Origin of the sequence: Lactobacillus kullabergensis, from assembly GCF_003151025.1 — a bacterium.
Classification (GTDB): domain Bacteria; phylum Bacillota; class Bacilli; order Lactobacillales; family Lactobacillaceae; genus Lactobacillus; species Lactobacillus kullabergensis.
This window is the reverse complement of record NZ_CP029477.1, coordinates 1,496,625-1,512,122: the sequence shown is the minus strand read 5'-3', so window position 1 is coordinate 1,512,122 and position 15,498 is coordinate 1,496,625. Positions and strand designations below refer to the sequence as shown.

Annotated in this window: 16 protein-coding genes; 15 read left to right on the top strand and 1 reads right to left on the bottom strand. The window is 36.5% G+C overall.

What is annotated here, in order from left to right; all coding sequences use genetic code 11:
• Window positions 1–289 precede the first annotated feature (289 nt).
• The 9 genes from DKL58_RS07275 (at window position 290) to alr (ending at window position 8,122) form a co-directional block, all read left to right on the top strand.
• Window positions 290–949, top strand: coding sequence for an amino acid ABC transporter permease (locus tag DKL58_RS07275; protein ID WP_109586617.1), 660 nt, complete (start codon window positions 290–292; stop codon window positions 947–949).
• Window positions 930–1,607, top strand: a complete 678-nt coding sequence (locus DKL58_RS07270) for an amino acid ABC transporter permease (protein WP_109586616.1) — start codon at window positions 930–932, stop codon at window positions 1,605–1,607. The genes DKL58_RS07275 and DKL58_RS07270 overlap by 20 nt, the downstream gene beginning before the upstream one ends.
• Window positions 1,608–1,612: 5 nt before the next feature.
• Window positions 1,613–2,353 carry an amino acid ABC transporter ATP-binding protein gene (locus tag DKL58_RS07265; protein WP_046332481.1) on the top strand — a complete coding sequence of 247 codons (741 nt, stop codon included), beginning with the start codon at window positions 1,613–1,615 and terminating at the stop codon, window positions 2,351–2,353.
• A gap of 10 nt (window positions 2,354–2,363) precedes the next feature.
• Window positions 2,364–3,209 (top strand): transporter substrate-binding domain-containing protein, encoded by an 846-nt coding sequence (locus DKL58_RS07260; RefSeq protein WP_109586615.1) that lies wholly within the window; start codon window positions 2,364–2,366, stop codon window positions 3,207–3,209.
• A gap of 115 nt (window positions 3,210–3,324) precedes the next feature.
• Window positions 3,325–3,573 carry a type B 50S ribosomal protein L31 gene (locus tag DKL58_RS07255; RefSeq protein ID WP_034981446.1) on the top strand — a complete coding sequence of 83 codons (249 nt, stop codon included), beginning with the start codon at window positions 3,325–3,327 and terminating at the stop codon, window positions 3,571–3,573.
• Between the two features lie 131 nt (window positions 3,574–3,704).
• On the top strand, window positions 3,705–5,072 hold the full coding sequence (locus DKL58_RS07250; RefSeq protein WP_109586614.1) for a UDP-N-acetylmuramoyl-tripeptide--D-alanyl-D-alanine ligase: 1,368 nt from the start codon (window positions 3,705–3,707) through the stop codon (window positions 5,070–5,072).
• A gap of 10 nt (window positions 5,073–5,082) precedes the next feature.
• Window positions 5,083–6,561: a degradosome RNA helicase CshA gene (cshA, locus tag DKL58_RS07245; protein ID WP_109586613.1), complete on the top strand. Its 1,479-nt coding sequence runs from the start codon at window positions 5,083–5,085 to the stop codon at window positions 6,559–6,561.
• Window positions 6,562–6,638: 77 nt separating this feature from the next.
• Window positions 6,639–6,992 (top strand): holo-ACP synthase, encoded by a 354-nt coding sequence (acpS, locus tag DKL58_RS07240; protein ID WP_109586612.1) that lies wholly within the window; start codon window positions 6,639–6,641, stop codon window positions 6,990–6,992.
• 2 nt (window positions 6,993–6,994) lie between these two features.
• Window positions 6,995–8,122 (top strand): alanine racemase, encoded by a 1,128-nt coding sequence (gene alr, locus DKL58_RS07235; RefSeq protein WP_109586611.1) that lies wholly within the window; start codon window positions 6,995–6,997, stop codon window positions 8,120–8,122.
• A gap of 57 nt (window positions 8,123–8,179) precedes the next feature.
• Here alr and cbpA read toward each other — a convergent pair whose 3' ends face one another.
• Complete coding sequence (cbpA, locus tag DKL58_RS07230) at window positions 8,180–8,887, bottom strand: cyclic di-AMP binding protein CbpA (RefSeq protein WP_109586610.1); 708 nt, start codon at window positions 8,885–8,887, stop codon at window positions 8,180–8,182.
• A gap of 222 nt (window positions 8,888–9,109) precedes the next feature.
• On the opposite strand from cbpA, the gene pth reads away from it, so the two are divergent.
• The 6 genes from pth to tilS all read left to right on the top strand — a co-directional run bounded on the left by pth (window position 9,110) and on the right by tilS (window position 15,489).
• Window positions 9,110–9,676: an aminoacyl-tRNA hydrolase gene (pth, locus tag DKL58_RS07225; protein WP_109586609.1), complete on the top strand. Its 567-nt coding sequence runs from the start codon at window positions 9,110–9,112 to the stop codon at window positions 9,674–9,676.
• A 2-nt stretch (window positions 9,677–9,678) separates the two neighbouring features.
• Complete coding sequence (gene mfd / locus DKL58_RS07220; protein WP_109586608.1) at window positions 9,679–13,173, top strand: transcription-repair coupling factor; 3,495 nt, start codon at window positions 9,679–9,681, stop codon at window positions 13,171–13,173.
• Window positions 13,174–13,183: 10 nt separating this feature from the next.
• On the top strand, window positions 13,184–13,426 hold the full coding sequence (locus DKL58_RS07215) for an RNA-binding S4 domain-containing protein (protein ID WP_034981430.1): 243 nt from the start codon (window positions 13,184–13,186) through the stop codon (window positions 13,424–13,426).
• Between the two features lie 74 nt (window positions 13,427–13,500).
• Window positions 13,501–13,878: an FtsB family cell division protein gene (locus tag DKL58_RS07210; protein ID WP_109587022.1), complete on the top strand. Its 378-nt coding sequence runs from the start codon at window positions 13,501–13,503 to the stop codon at window positions 13,876–13,878.
• Window positions 13,878–14,243, top strand: coding sequence for a S1 RNA-binding domain-containing protein (locus tag DKL58_RS07205; RefSeq protein ID WP_109586607.1), 366 nt, complete (start codon window positions 13,878–13,880; stop codon window positions 14,241–14,243). Before DKL58_RS07210 ends, DKL58_RS07205 begins: the two co-directional genes overlap by 1 nt.
• The gene (gene tilS, locus DKL58_RS07200) at window positions 14,233–15,489 is read left to right on the top strand and encodes a tRNA lysidine(34) synthetase TilS (protein ID WP_109586606.1); all 1,257 of its coding nucleotides are present in this window, start codon (window positions 14,233–14,235) and stop codon (window positions 15,487–15,489) included. Before DKL58_RS07205 ends, tilS begins: the two co-directional genes overlap by 11 nt.
• The last annotated feature ends 9 nt before the right edge of the window (window positions 15,490–15,498 follow it).

Below are 15,498 nucleotides of genomic sequence, written 5' to 3'. Positions count from 1 at the left end.
AAGCAAAGTTATTGACAAAAAGTAAGTAAAAGCATAGCATAAGAAGCACTGATAGATGTTTTAGAAAGAAGTGCAGTTAATGAAACAAATGCAAAGACTGGAAAAGAAATGTATTTCATTAGATCATTTGCAAAATATTTGTTTCTTTTAGTATTCGCACTCAAATTTAAAACAATAAGTATTTAGGACCTGCGAATAAAGTATCCGCAGGCCTTTTGTTATGTTAGAACTACTGTGACAAATAATGAGACTTCTGAGTCCATTTAAGTACTGCAGGGGGAGGTTAAAAATGAGCTGGCAAATTATTAATCAAAGTTTGCCTATTTTTGCAAAAGCTTTTCAACTGACTATCTGGTTGTCTGCTGTTGGCATAATTTTTTCTATTGTAGTGGGAGTTTTCTGCAGTTTAATCCAATATTTTAAAGTACCAATTTTGAGTCAACTAATAACAGCTTATGTAGAGTTAGCAAGAAATACACCTTTATTAATTCAATTGTTTTTCCTATACTATGCTTTTCCAGTTATTGGACTAAAAATGTCAGCCCAAACTTGCGGCATTATTGGTCTGGTATTTCTTGGTGGAGCATATATGGCTGAAGGTTTTACAGGAGGTTTTGCCGGGGTCAGTGCCACTCAGATTGATGATGGTAAAGCTTTAGGGATGAATAATATGCAATTAGCCCGTTATGTTGTCTTTCCGCAAGGCTTTGCGCTAAGTATGCCTGCCTTAACAGCAAATATTATATTCCTGATTAAAGAGACTTCTATTTTTTCAGTAATTGCTATTCCTGAATTAACTAATACAGCTCTGGATCTAATTGGAATGTATTACCGGACAAATGAGTATTTGCTAATTTTGGTGATTGCCTACGCAATTATTTTAATTCCAATTATTTTACTTTTAAATTATTTAGAAAGGAAGGTACGCTATGGCACATTCGGCGATTAATGTTTTCTTTGCCGGCAATAACTTTAGCAGAATTTTGCAAGGCTTGTGGACTTCCGTTTGGATTGCAGGTGTTAGTCTGGTTATCGGTCTTGTTTTAGGTACATTCCTTGGTGTATTGCGCACTTTACCTAATAAAATAATTCGGCTTATTTTGCGGCTATATCTGGAATTCTTCAGGATAGTTCCCACCATCGTACTATTATTTTTGTTCTACTATATTTTACCGCGCAGCTTTCACATCAATTGGCCAGCCAGTTGGATGGCAGTTTTAGCCTTTGCCCTATGGGTTGCTGCTGAGTTTAGTGATATCGTTCGTGGAGCAATAGAATCAGTTCCTATTGCTCAAAAAGAATCAGGCTTAGCTTTGGGCTTAAGCAAAGTGCAGCTTTTTCGCTACGTTTTATTGCCCCAAGCCGTGCAGCTTGAGTTGCCAGCAACTATTAATCTGGCTACAAGAGTGATTAAGACTACCTCTTTACTAATGATGATCAGTATTATGGATGTCATCGCGATTGGACAACAGATTATTGAAGCGAATAACCAAAAATATCCGACAGCAGTTTTTTGGATTTACGGTCTGATTTTCTTTTTATATTTCATAATAGATTATCCATTATCAGTATGGTCTAAACGGCTAGCAGCAAAGCAGGACAGGTGAGATAAATGACAAAAGAAGTTTTACGCGTTGAACATCTAAACAAGTTTTATGGTGATTGGCAAGCTTTACATGATATTAGTTTTACTCTGCATCAAGGTGAAGTTTTGACATTATTAGGTCCTTCCGGTTCTGGTAAAAGTACTTTAATTAGGTGCTTAAACGGCTTGGAAGATTTTAAAAGTGGCTCGCTCTATTTTAAAGGACAAAAGATTGAGAACGATGCTAAAAATTGGCAGGCTTTACGTCAAAAAATTGGCATGGTTTTTCAAAGTTATGATTTGTTCCCTAACTTTACCGTTCTTGAAAACATTTTGCTGGCACCGGTAAAAGTACAAAAAAGACCTGAAGAAGAAGTCAAAAAAGAGGCTCTGCAGCTGTTAAAACGAGTAGGATTGGAAAAATACGTTGATACTTATCCTCGAGAATTGTCTGGTGGACAAAAACAAAGAATTGCTATTGTCAGAGCACTGGCCATGCACCCCGAAGTAATGCTGTTTGATGAAGTTACAGCTTCTCTTGATCCCGAGATGGTTCGGGGCGTTTTACAAATTATGACCGATTTATCTCGCGTTGATCATATGACAATGATTATCGTAACCCACGAAATGAACTTTGCACGCCAAATAGCAGATCAGGTTTTATTTCTAGAGGAGGGCAAAATTTTGGAAAATACACCTGGCAAAGAATTTTTTGAACATCCCCAAACAGATCGTGCTCGTGATTTCTTGACTAGTATGGACTTTTAAGGAGTAAATAATGAAGAAAAATAAAAGCAGAAATATTATTATTGGTGTTTTAGTAGTCTTAATTATTGCAGTTGCTGCTTTTTTTGGTATTAAGTCATCAAAAAATAATAGCAATAATGCGAATGAAAGCAGCGTGACTGCGATTAAAAAGCGGGGCGTTTTACGAGTTGCCGTGTTTGGTGATTTGCCTCCTTATGGTTGGGTTGATGATCATGGTAACCGTCTTGGTTATGATGTTCGTCTTGCACGGCAAATGGCTAAGGATTTGGGTGTTAAGGTGAAATTTACCCAGGTTAATGCGAATAATCGCGTAGATACTCTTAATTCAAATAAAGCTGATATCGTTTTAGCTAACTTTACTGAAACACCTGAGCGTAAACAAGTTGTTGACTTTGCCAAGCCATACATGAAGGTATCAGTTGGAGTTATTTCTCCTAAGAATGCACCAATTACAAGCGCTTCTCAGCTAAAGGGTAAAAACATGATTGTCAACAAGGGTACAACAGCAGAAAATTACTTTACCAAAAAGGGTGGGGTTGATTTACTGAAATTTGATTCCAAAACGCAGCAGTTTAATGCTTTTAAAAATAAACGCGCTGCTGCTTTAGCAGATGACAATTCATATCTTTATGCTTGGGTAAAGAAGAATCCTAATTACACTGTTGGTATTAAAAATATTGGCCCTAATCAATTTATTGCTCCTGCAGTTAAAAAGGGCAATAAGTCACTTTTAAATTGGACGAATAAAGAAATTACTAAGTTAGCAAGTAAAAAATTCTTTATTGCTGATTATAATAAGGAACTCAAACCATACTTTGGCAAAGAAGTTAAGCCGAGCGACATTGTTTTAAATTGATGCAGCTGCTATAATAAATAAGTCTTGAATTTTATTATCAAAAATGATAAGGTATTAAACGTTAATCGATTAATCTATGACTTGAAATAGGAGTCATGGCAAAGGAGTAATAATTATGAAACAAGATATTCATCCAGATTACCAACAAGTAGTCTTTATGGATTCAGCAACTGGTGCTAAGTTTGTTGCTGGTTCAACATTAAAGCCAAAAGAAACAGTGGATTATGAAGGTAAAACTTACCCACTAGTTCGGGTTGAAATTACTTCAGATTCTCACCCATTTTACACTGGCAAGCAAAAGTTTGCTCAGGCCGATGGTCGAATCGAAAAGTTCAACAAGAAGTATGGTATGAACAACAAGTAATATCTTCAATCTGGTGGAAGGCAGTCCCATTGGGGCTGCTTTTTTATGTAAAGCACAATTGTTATACTACCTAAATAAGGAGTATAATTATTACTTTAGCAAAAAACTCTTTTCGGCTAGGAGATAAAAAGATGAAAATGCAACTGGCAGAAATAGCCAAAGCAATAAATTCAAAGTGTGAAGGCAATGATCAGACCGTTATTACTTCTGTTGCCTTTGATTCTAGAAAAATCGCTGCTGGCGGCTTATTTGTACCGCTAAAAGGCGATAGAGACGGTCATGATTTTATCAATAGTGCAATTAGCAACGGAGCAAGTGCTACATTGTGGCAAAAGGATCATCCTAATAAGCCTGATAATATTGCAGTTTTAGAAGTTGATGATCCGTTAACTAGTATGCAGGAACTGGCTCAGTACTACTTAAATAAGGTTAACCCTACTGTTGTGGGTATTACCGGATCAAATGGTAAAACCACTACTAAAGATATGACAGCAGCAGTTTTAGCGAAGAGATTTAATGTTCATAAAACTGATGCCAACTTTAATAATGAAATTGGCGTTCCCATGACTATTCTAGATATGAAACCAAATACAGAAATTTTGGTTTTAGAAATGGGTATGGATCATGCTGGACAACTGCATCAACTAAGTGAATTGACCCATCCTGACGTTACAATTATTACTATGATTGGCGAAGCTCATATTGAATTTTTAGGTTCACGTGCAGCAATTGCCGATGCTAAAATGGAAATTACCGACTTTTTACGTGAAGATGGCGAACTTATATATAATGGAGACGAACCGCTTTTACGTGAACGGGCGGCAAAAATACCACAAGCAAAAGTTACCTTTGGTTTTGCCAAAAATGATACAGTTTATGCAACAGGTTATCGCAGTTACAAGCATCATGCTACCTTTACGATTAATAACTCTGATCATAAATTTACTATTCCCATGATTGGCAAACACAACGTTTCTAACGCGCTTTCTGCTCTTTGTGTCGGCAGGCACTTTGGTGAAAGTGATGAAGAAATCGCTACAGCTTTGGAAAAATTTACTCCGACGGCTGACAGAATGGAATGGGAAAAAGGTGATGTTGGAGAAGACATCATGAGCGATGTTTATAACTCTAATCCTACTGCCGTCCGTGCTGTGATAACCAGTTTTGGTCAGATTCAGGTTCCTGCAGGTAGTCGGCGAATCGCTGTTCTGGGTGATATGTTAGAATTAGGAAACAGGTCAGCTGCTCTTCATGCTGGTCTGGCGGATTGTCTCGACCCTCAGGTAATTAATGAAGTTTATTTATTTGGTACAGAGATGAAAAATCTGGCAACTGCACTTAAAGAGAATTATAAACCGGAAAACCTGCATTATTATACCAAAGACCAAATGCAACATATGATTACTGACTTGAAAAATGATATAAAGCCGAACGATATTGTGGTTTTGAAGGGTTCGCATGGGATGCACCTGGAAAAAGTAGTAGAACGGCTTAGATAAGGAGAATTTTGTGAAATTTTCAGAATTAGGATTAAAAGATGAGCTGTTAAAGGCAATTAAGCGTTCAGGCTTTGAGGAAGCTACGCCAATTCAGGAACAAACTATTCCTTTAGCTTTAGCTGGCAAAGATGTAATTGGACAGGCTCAAACAGGTACCGGTAAGACGGCAGCTTTTGCTTTACCGATCTTGCAAAATTTAGATAAGCACAATAAAGTAATTCAGGCACTAATTATTGAACCGACTCGTGAACTAGCTATTCAAACACAAGAAGAGCTTTTTAGACTTGGTCGTGACGAGAATGCACGGGTACAGGTTGTCTATGGTGGTGCTGATATTGGTCGTCAAATTCGTTCTCTTAAAAATCATGTACCAGCAATTTTGGTAGGTACACCGGGACGTTTACTTGATCATTTAAAACGTAAAACGATTGATTTGGAAAATGTTAATACCATTGTTTTAGATGAAGCTGATGAAATGTTAGACATGGGTTTCATCCAAGACATTGAAAGTATTTTGAGTTACGTTAAAAACCGTAAACAGACCTTGTTATTTAGTGCCACAATGCCAAAACCAATTTTGAACATTAGTGAAAAATTCATGAACAATCCTGAAATTGTGCGCATTAAGACTAAAGAATTAACTGCTGACTTAATTGACCAGTATTTTGTGCGTGCTAAAGATTCAGAAAAATTTGACATCATGTGTCGCTTGATTGATGTTGAAAGTCCAGATTTGGCAGTGGTTTTTGTCAGAACTAAACGGCGCGTTGACGAGGTTACCAGGGGACTTCAGGCACGGGGATATAATGCCGCGGGGATTCATGGCGATCTCTCTCAGGCGCGGAGACTTACTGTATTAAAGAGATTTCGCGCTGGCAAGCTGGATATTTTAGTGGCAACAGATGTTGCTGCACGTGGTCTGGATATTTCCGGTGTAACACATGTATACAATTATGATATCCCCCAAGACCCTGATTCTTATGTTCACCGCATTGGTCGTACTGGTCGTGCTGGTCAAAATGGTAGTTCCATCACTTTTGTTACGCCAAATGAAATTGGTTATATGAGAACGATTGAGCAGTTAACTAAGAAAAAAATGACGCCTCTTCGTCCACCATCTGATGATCAAGCCTTACGTGGCCAATTGAAGGTCGCTAAGTCCAAGATTGAAGATATTATGAAAGAGGACTTATCCAAATATACCGATGATGCAAATGAATTGTTAGAAAACTATTCAGCAGTTGATTTGGTATCTGCCTTTTTGAAGAATTTGTCCAAAGACTCTGCAAATGTTGAAGTCAAAATCAGTTCGGAAAAGCCTTTGCCATATAAGGGCAATGGTCGTGGAGGTCGTGGTCATTATAGTCGCGGAAGGAATAGTCGTGGCTATCGCGGTGACCGTAACCGTAGCCGTGGCAATTATCGCGGAGGACATTCTCGCCGTTCTGGTAATGGCAAAAACTTCATTATTAAAAATAAAAAAGGTTAACATTTTACTAAAAAAGAGTTGTGGCAATTTACAACTCTTTTTTAGTACTATATTTTTGATATTAAGAGGAAAACAAAATGATCGTTGGAGTCGGCATTGATGCAATTGAAGTTGAACGTGTAGAAAAAATTATTGCCAAAGGGGATAATTTTGCTCGTAAGGTATTAACTCCCAAAGAATTCGAGCAGTATCAAAAACTATCAGGTAGACGTAAAGCGGAATATTTAGGTGGTCGCTTTTCTATTAAGGAATCCTTTGTCAAAGCTATCGGAACAGGTTTTGGCAAAGGTGTTGGCTTGCAAGATATAGAAACGTTGTGGGATGAATTGGGACATCCAATTACTACTTCCGCTAAATTTGATGGCAAAATTTTTCCTAGTATTACTCATGATCGGAATGAAATAGTTACATTAATTGTTTTGGAGAAATAAACATGGTTCCTGGAATTCACAGACCTGCAGCAGTATATGTTGATTTAGCTGCAATTAGACAAAATATCAAAGAAGAAATTAAACATTTAAGACCTGATCAAAAGCTGTTTGCTGTAGTTAAAGCAAATGCATACGGTCATGGTGCAGTACGAATTGCTCAAGAAGCAGTCAAAGTCGGTGTTAGTGGTTTTTGCGTTGCTATTTTAGACGAAGCGTTAGAATTGCGGAGAGCTGGAATTATTCAGCCAATTCTAGTTTTGGGAGTGACTCCCGTAAAATATGCTCCATTAGCAGCTGTCAATGGTATTTCTTTGACAGTTCCTAATTTAAAATGGTTACAAGATTCTGAGCCAGAACTAAGTCAGAACCACTTGCAATTAAAAATTCACTTAGCGGTAGATTCTGGCATGGGTCGCATTGGCTTTAGCGAAGATGAAGAGTTTATTGCTGCGAATGAATTTTTGCTTAATAATCAAAACTTTAATGTTGAAGGAATGTTTACCCATTTTGCTTCAGCTGATAGCAGTGATGATTCCTACTTTCTGAGTCAAGTTGACCGTTTCGCACATTTTAAAAAATTATTGAAGTTAAAGCCAAGATGGATTCACGTTGATAACACTGCAGCCAGTGTTTTTAATAAGAGGGTTCACAGTGATTTAGTCCGTTTTGGCATTGGCATTTATGGTTTAAACCCGTCATCAAATCCAGCAGGCCCGGATTTAAAAACCGCAATTAAATTGAAACCGGCAATGTCTTTTGTTAGTGAATTAGTTCAGGTTCATACCATTCATAAGGGTCAGGGTGTAGGTTATGGTTCAACTTATATTGCTGATCAAGATGAGATTATCGGGACCGTACCAGTTGGATATGCGGATGGCTTTATTCGTAAATTTCAGGGCTTTAAAATTAAGGTGGGATCTGAGTATTGTCCTATTGTTGGACGCGTTTGCATGGATCAGTTAATGGTTAAATTGCCTTGCAAAATGGCAGTAGGAACCAAAGTGATTTTGATTTCCAATGATCCGCAAGCGCCCAACAGTATTAAAAAAGCTGCTGACTATGTTGACAGCATTCATTATGAAGTTGCTTGTTTACTGGATGATCGTTTACCGCGGATTTATTATAATTAATAAAAGAGGCAAGCAAAAAAGCACATCAAGCTGATGTGCTTTTTATAATGATGATATTTAATTGTTATCTTCTTGATTGATATAAACACCTGGATTTTCATCGCTCATCAGTGTCATTCCAGCTTGAAGATCCTCAATTTCAGCAACAACATAACTTTTACGTTCAAGACGTCTAACAATTTCTTTTAAAGTGTCTTCAGTAAGTCCTGCCGGTAATGTAAACAAGATACGTCTCACAGCATTGTCCGTTTCACCGGCTGTAGATGCATCAAGACTCATTACACCTGCTATTGCACAAAATTTACTGATAATTTTGGTCATTTTAGCCAAATTTCCACGAGAATTATCAGTTAACACTGTAAGTACATACGATCCCGTCTTCACATTCCATGCATCTGATAACATGTCAAGCAGTCTTGAGTGGGTTAAAATACCATAAAATTTATTTTCTTCATCTAGGACTGAAATATAAGGTAAGTCTTTGATTGTGAAGAAAACTTTAAAAAACGGTGAATTAACCTTGATGGTTTTAGTAGCATTTTTTAATAAATACGTAACTGGTAGGCTCATGTCCTTACCCTGAGATTTATGGCGGTAAATATGCATTTTATAAATATTACCGCGGAAAATGGTGCCGGTATCATCTAAAATCGGTACACATCTAAACCCAGAATCTTCCAGAATTTTTAATGCTTCTTCAAGCGTAGCGTGTTCGTTAACTGTTGTTAAGTAATCTTTTTTAATAACTAAAGATTTGATAAGCATGAAACTGCCTCCGTTGTAAAAATAATCCCAACAATTATATCATAAACAAATCAAGGATTAAATAAATATGAAAGTAAAATAACTATTCAAAATGATTTTAGCACTTGCAGTACAATTAAAAAAGCTAATTTAGCTAATGAAATCAAAGTGTAATAGTCTTTGAAAAAATTAAAGCAGTTGATTGTGCTATCATTATTACGATAAAAAGTAAGGGGAAATTTGATGAAAATTATAGCTGGTCTGGGCAATCCAGGCAAAAAATATGATGGAACAAAACATAATACTGGCTTTATGGCTTTAGATTATTATTTAAAAGAAAATAGCCTAACACTTGAAAGGGAAAAGTTTGAAGGAAAATATACCAAGCAGAAGATTGCTGGTGTTGATGTTATCCTTCTTGAACCACAAACATTTATGAATGATTCGGGAAGATCAGTTGCTCAATTTGCCCGCTTTTTCAAGGTTAATCCGCAAGAAATTTTGATTATTCATGACGACATGGATATGCCTTTAGGTAAAATCCGCATCCGTGCAAATGGTAAATCTGGGGGTCATAATGGTATTAAGAGTATTATACGTGATCTCGGCACTAACGACTTCAACAGGCTGAAAATTGGTATTAGGCATCCTGATAATGTTACAGAAGCCAGCGTCGTTTCATGGGTTTTATCACAATTTAATACTGAACAAAAAAAGTTGATGGATGAAGCTTTTACAACGGCTAGTGAAGTCATAACTGACTTTATCGCTGGAAAAAGCTCGCAGTATTTAATGAACAAATATAATTAAAAATGCGTTTAACAAATATTATCGAAAAAGATCATGATCTGATAAATTTTATTGCCAATATTAGCAAAACAAAAAATTCTTTAATCACCGGAGCAAATGCCGGTGCTTTTGACTTGCTCTTATGTCAAATAGTAAAGACTCTAAATGAGCCGTTAATTTTGCTGGAGGAAAACGAAAATAAAGCACAAAAAATATACAGTGAATTAAATGCTATTATGCCGGAAGACAATGTGCAAATTTTTCCGGTTGACGCATCAATTGCAACTCAAACTGCTGTTACTTCGCCTGATGAATTAAGTAGTCGTATTCAGGCGCTTAATTTTTTATTGAGTAGACAGTCAGGAATTATTGTAACTAATCCCCAGGGCTTGCAGTATAAGTTGTCTGCTCCAGAAAAATATGGGGCAGCAAGACGCAAATTCGCTCCAGAAAATGAATATGACCTGGCTGAACTGACCAGCTGGCTTGTGCAGGTGGGATTTCAACGCGAAAATCTGGTGGCTAAACCAGGAGAGTTTGCGTTAAGAGGAGACATTTTAGACGTATACCCTCTTGATAGAGAAAATCCAGTTAGAATTGAATTTTTTGGTGACGAAATTGATACCATTAAGGAATTTGATCTAGCTAGTCAGCGTAGTCAAAAGCAAATTGATCAATTAGTTGTAACTGCCGCTCAAGATCGGATTTTTTCTACTAATAATTTCAAACAAGCAGCACAAAAGATAAGAAAAGCTATAGCAGATTCTCCTGCACCTGAAAAAGATGTTAAGAATCATTTTGCAGAATCCCTAGATGATTTGGAGAATGGGTCTTTACCGCAAAATTACGCTTTTTTGGCAGATTTTTTAATAGCTGAGCCTAAAAATTTATTAGATTATTTGTCAGATTCAGGAGTAGTAATGCTGGATGACTGGCCTTTAATTGAGCAGTCTGTTAAGTCTGTCGATGAACAAAACGCAGGTTTCATTGACGATGAATTGAAAACTGGAGCAATGATCCCGGGACAGGAATTGCGCAGTGACTTTCATAAAAATTGGTCACAAGACAAACATAATCATATTTATTTTTCATTATTTCAGCGCAGTATCGGCCGTATAAAACTAGGACAGTTATTTGATTGGCAGACTAGAGAGCCTCAGCAATTTTTCAGCCAAATGCCTTTGATCAAGTCTGAAATAGAGTCATATCAGAAAAAAAGTCAGACAGTTATTTTACAAGCCGATAACAACAAAAGGGCCAAACAAATTAGTCAAACAATGGCTGAGTTCGGCATGGATGTCCCTGTTGTACAGTCAAACGACTTAATGGAAAATCAAACTCAAATTTGCGTTGGCGGTTTTGCCAGTGGCTTTAGTTTGCCTAATAATAATCTAGTTTATTTAACTGAGCGAGAACTTTTTAATAAGGTATCTCACCATAGTCGACGAATTAAAACTATGGAGAATGCTCAAAGATTGCGGAGTTACACTGAACTAAAGCCAGGAGATTATGTTGTTCATGTTAATCACGGAATTGGACGCTTTGAAGGAATAAAAACGTTAGAAAACAATGGTGTAAAAAGAGATTATATTACCATTACTTACCAGCATGGTGATCAGTTATTTGTTCCAGCAGATCAGCTAAAACTGGTGCAAAAGTATGTTTCTTCAGAGGGCAAGAGGCCACACGTCAATAAACTTGGTGGTAGTGAGTGGGCCAAGACAAAAAGCAGGGTACAATCTAAAGTTGAAGATATAGCCGATGAACTAATTGATTTGTATGCAAAAAGAGAATCAGAAAAGGGGTTTGCTTTTTCAAAGGACGATGACCTGCAGCGACAATTTGAAGATGCTTTTCCTTATGTTGAAACGCCTGATCAGCTGCGCTCAATTAAAGAAATTAAGCACGACATGGAGCAGGAAAAACCGATGGATCGTTTGCTTGTGGGGGATGTAGGCTTTGGAAAAACAGAAGTTGCTTTAAGAGTAGCGTTTAAGGCAATAGAAGATAACAAGCAAGTGGCTTTTTTAGTACCTACAACAATCTTGGCGCAACAGCATTATGAAACGATTCAGGACAGGTTTAAAAATTTTCCCGTTAATTATGCTGTACTTTCCCGTTTTCAAACCCCTGCTGAAGCTAAAAAGATAACGGAAGGCTTGAAAGAAGGCAAGATTGACTTAGTGGTAGGTACGCACCGTTTGCTTTCAAAAGATGTAAAATTCAAAGATTTAGGCTTGCTCATTGTTGATGAAGAACAAAGATTTGGCGTGAAGCATAAAGAAAGGCTAAAAGAACTGAAAGCAAATATTGATGTTTTAACCTTGACTGCAACGCCAATTCCACGGACTTTGCACATGTCAATGATTGGCGTACGAGACTTGTCAGTCATGGAAACCCCACCATCTAATCGTTATCCTATTCAAACCTACGTGATGGAACAAATACCGAGTGTAATTAAGGAAGCTTGTATGAGGGAAATTGCGCGCGGTGGTCAAGTTTTTTACCTGCATAACCATATCGGTGACATCGATGACGTAGTAACAGAATTAGAGAATCTAATGCCAAGTGCTAGAATTGTTAGTGTCCACGGCCGTATGAGCAAAAATCAAATGGAAGATATTCTGTATCGGTTTTTAAACAGAGAATTTGATATTTTAGTTACCACAACAATCATCGAAACTGGTATTGATATGCCTAATGTCAATACTATGTTGATTGAAAATGCAGATCACTATGGTTTAAGTCAGCTATATCAATTGCGTGGCAGAATCGGACGCAGTGCTCGTTTAGCATATGCTTATTTTTTATACCAGCCTAATAAAGTTTTAACTGAGGTCGGTGAAAAAAGGTTGGATGCTATTCGCGATTTTACTGAACTGGGTTCTGGTTTTAAAATTGCCATGCGAGATTTATCAATCCGTGGAGCTGGCAATATGTTAGGAGCACAGCAGCATGGCTTTATTGACAGCGTAGGTTACGATTTGTATTCTCAAATGTTGTCTGATGCAATTAAAAACCGTAAAAGTAAAAAGAAAGTCAAAAAAAGCAATGCTGAAATCAATTTAGGGCTTGAAGCATATATTCCTGATGACTACATTAGCGACCAGGAGGAAAAAATAGAGTTTTATAAAAAGATCAAAACGGCTGGTACAGATGATATCGAACAAATTCAAGATGAATTAATTGATCGTTTTGGCAATTATCCTGAGCCGGTAGAAAATCTGCTAGCTGTTTCACAACTAAAAGCTGAAGCAGATTTGGCTCAAGCACGCAACATTACTAAAGTTAATGATCATGAAGTAAAAGTTGAGTTTGCTAAAGAAGCATCTAGTGAATTGCAGGGACCAAATATTTTCAAAGCTCTAGAACATGTATCATATAAGGTTAAAATCAGTCTCTCTCCAGTTAAGAGACTAGTTGTATTGCTGGAATTACCCGAAAACATAAATCACCGGCAACTATTTGCTAATTTAGTAACATTTATGTCAGCAGTCAGTGATATCATACAAAAATAAGGAGAAAGAAATGAGAATTGATAAATTTTTAAAAGTTTCAAGATTAGTTAAAAGGCGTCCAATAGCTAAAGAAATGGCAGATCAAGGTCGAATCAAGGTAAATGACCATGTAGTAAAATCCAGCTACGATGTTAAAATTGGAGATATTATTGAAGTTGGATATGGCTCGAAAGAAGTCAAAGCAAAAGTCTGTGCTATTAAAGAAACCACGAAAAAAGCTGAAGCAAGTGAACTATACGAATTGATAAATTAGTTTTATCTTTAATGACATTTATAAGTGGTCTTGTTATAATTAAAATAGTATTTGTTTTGGTAATAGAGGTCAAAATTATGAGCGGTCCACGTATATATAATTCACTTAGTCCGGAAGAGCAGGTTGCTCGTCTGAAACGTAAACAGGAAAAAAGAGAAAAAGAAGTACATCGTGTTAGGCGGAATCGTATTATCGCAGTTTTTGTGGCTATTTTCGCATTTTTAGGAGTACAAATTGGAGTTACTCATGCTCAAACTGAGAATATTAATAGTCAAGTACAAACTTCTAAAAGGGCTCTTAAAAAAATAAACAATCAAAAGCAGGTTTTAATAACAAAAAGAAACGATTTGAAAGATCCTGATTACGTGGCTAAACTAGTGCGGTTCAAGTTTTTGTATTCTAAACCAAACGAAACAATTTACAATTTACCTGAAGGAAAAAATAATAATTAATGAAATACCAAGTTGGACAGAGAGTGACAGGAACTATTAATAACATTAATGACTTAGGCATTTTTGTTACGCTTTCTCATCATAAGACGGGGTTAGTTCACCATAGTGATTTTGGCAATAATTGGCTGCGTGAAAAGAATAATTATCATATTGGTGAACAGATACGACTAGTAATTATTCATAACTATAAAGGTAAAATTGGACTCTCTAAAATGAGAGTTAATGATCCCGATTTAATTGATCATACTAATTCTTTTTCAGACACTAAAAAAGCTGATTTTACCAGAGTATTGTCTACAACAGTATCTGATGCTAAAAAAGAAATCAAAAAATTAGAAAAAGATTTGATTAGTTATGCAAATTGATAACTTTTTTAAAGAAAATCATTTGCCATTAAACGGTAAAACCCTTGTTGTTGCAGTTAGCGGAGGACCAGATTCTTTAGCTCTGCTTGATCTGCTTTATCAAATAAAGAGAAGATATCATTTTAAGCTGATATCAGCCCATTTAGACCACCAGCTCAGACCTGATTCTTTGGAAGAGGAAAAAGTGATCTCTGCGTACTGCGTGAATAAAGGCATTCAGTCAGTTGACGGAATTTGGCTTCAAAATTTACATCCTGCTACTGGGATAGAAGCTGCTGCCAGAAAGTACCGCTATAATTTTTTGGTAAAAGTGATGCAGCAATATCAGGGCGATTACTTATTAACAGCACATCATATGGATGATTTGCTTGAGAATATTTTGCTCAAGTTTATACGCTCTGGTAATCCTAACGAAATGAATAGTTTAAGGGCAGTTGGCAAAGTTCAAGGCATGACTTTATTAAGGCCACTTTTAAGTGAGAAAAAAGAGGACTTATTGTTATACGACCAGAAACGACAAATATCTTACGTGATTGACAAGACTAACAACGAAGATGACACTCTGCGAAATAAGCTGCGCCACCATGTAATTCCTTTGCTCAAAAAGGAAAACAAGCAAGTAGGTCAAAATGCTCTTAGGTTTAGCGAACAAGTCAGTTTACTAACTACAATAGCAAATAAAAGTTTTGCTCAATTGCAGCAACCGAAACCTTTTTTAGGTATAGCATACCGTTTGCAAACAAACGCATTAGAAGGTTTGTCTAGTGATGAGAAATGTGCTTTTTGGCAGAACTTTATTTGGCGTAAATGGCATGAACGCGTTAATAAGAATTTAGCCAATTTCACTTTAATTGCGTATCAAGGCTTTTTTTATCTTTTTAATGAATTACCTTCTTTACCAATATTCCAAAAAGTCGATGTAGGTCAAAAGTTTTCTTTTAATAATCGTAAATTTTTGATTTCATTGGAGCCAGAAAAGTCCCAAAAACTAATTGGTCAGTTTGTTGCAGAAAATCAAAAACAAATTAGGGTAGGTCCAATCAAACCTGGGGCGAAATTGTTACTGAAAAATGGCAATCATACAAAGAGTAAGAAGAAATTTGCTCAAAGTAGTATTCCAAATATATTGCGACCCTATTGCTTAACCATTTATGCTGGTGATAAAGTCGTTTTTATTGAAAAAACGTATTCTAATCAGCTGGTCAGTTCAAATGAAACAAATTACTTTTTGTACGAAGACATTTAATAAGAAATT

Bases quoted from the DNA above. Each gene is read 5' to 3' on its own strand.
- DKL58_RS07275 (WP_109586617.1), top strand. From the start codon at position 290: ATGAGCTGGCAAATTATTAATCAAAGTTTGCCTATTTTTGCAAAAGCT.
- mfd (WP_109586608.1), top strand. From the start codon at position 9,679: ATGCGTTTAACAAATATTATCGAAAAAGATCATGATCTGATAAATTTT.
- alr (WP_109586611.1), top strand. From the start codon at position 6,995: ATGGTTCCTGGAATTCACAGACCTGCAGCAGTATATGTTGATTTAGCT.
- acpS (WP_109586612.1), top strand. From the start codon at position 6,639: ATGATCGTTGGAGTCGGCATTGATGCAATTGAAGTTGAACGTGTAGAA.
- pth (WP_109586609.1), top strand. From the start codon at position 9,110: ATGAAAATTATAGCTGGTCTGGGCAATCCAGGCAAAAAATATGATGGA.
- cbpA (WP_109586610.1), bottom strand. From the start codon at position 8,887: ATGCTTATCAAATCTTTAGTTATTAAAAAAGATTACTTAACAACAGTT.
- DKL58_RS07260 (WP_109586615.1), top strand. From the start codon at position 2,364: ATGAAGAAAAATAAAAGCAGAAATATTATTATTGGTGTTTTAGTAGTC.
- DKL58_RS07250 (WP_109586614.1), top strand. From the start codon at position 3,705: ATGAAAATGCAACTGGCAGAAATAGCCAAAGCAATAAATTCAAAGTGT.
- tilS (WP_109586606.1), top strand. From the start codon at position 14,233: ATGCAAATTGATAACTTTTTTAAAGAAAATCATTTGCCATTAAACGGT.
- DKL58_RS07205 (WP_109586607.1), top strand. From the start codon at position 13,878: ATGAAATACCAAGTTGGACAGAGAGTGACAGGAACTATTAATAACATT.
- DKL58_RS07265 (WP_046332481.1), top strand. From the start codon at position 1,613: ATGACAAAAGAAGTTTTACGCGTTGAACATCTAAACAAGTTTTATGGT.
- DKL58_RS07215 (WP_034981430.1), top strand. From the start codon at position 13,184: ATGAGAATTGATAAATTTTTAAAAGTTTCAAGATTAGTTAAAAGGCGT.
- DKL58_RS07255 (WP_034981446.1), top strand. From the start codon at position 3,325: ATGAAACAAGATATTCATCCAGATTACCAACAAGTAGTCTTTATGGAT.
- DKL58_RS07270 (WP_109586616.1), top strand. From the start codon at position 930: ATGGCACATTCGGCGATTAATGTTTTCTTTGCCGGCAATAACTTTAGC.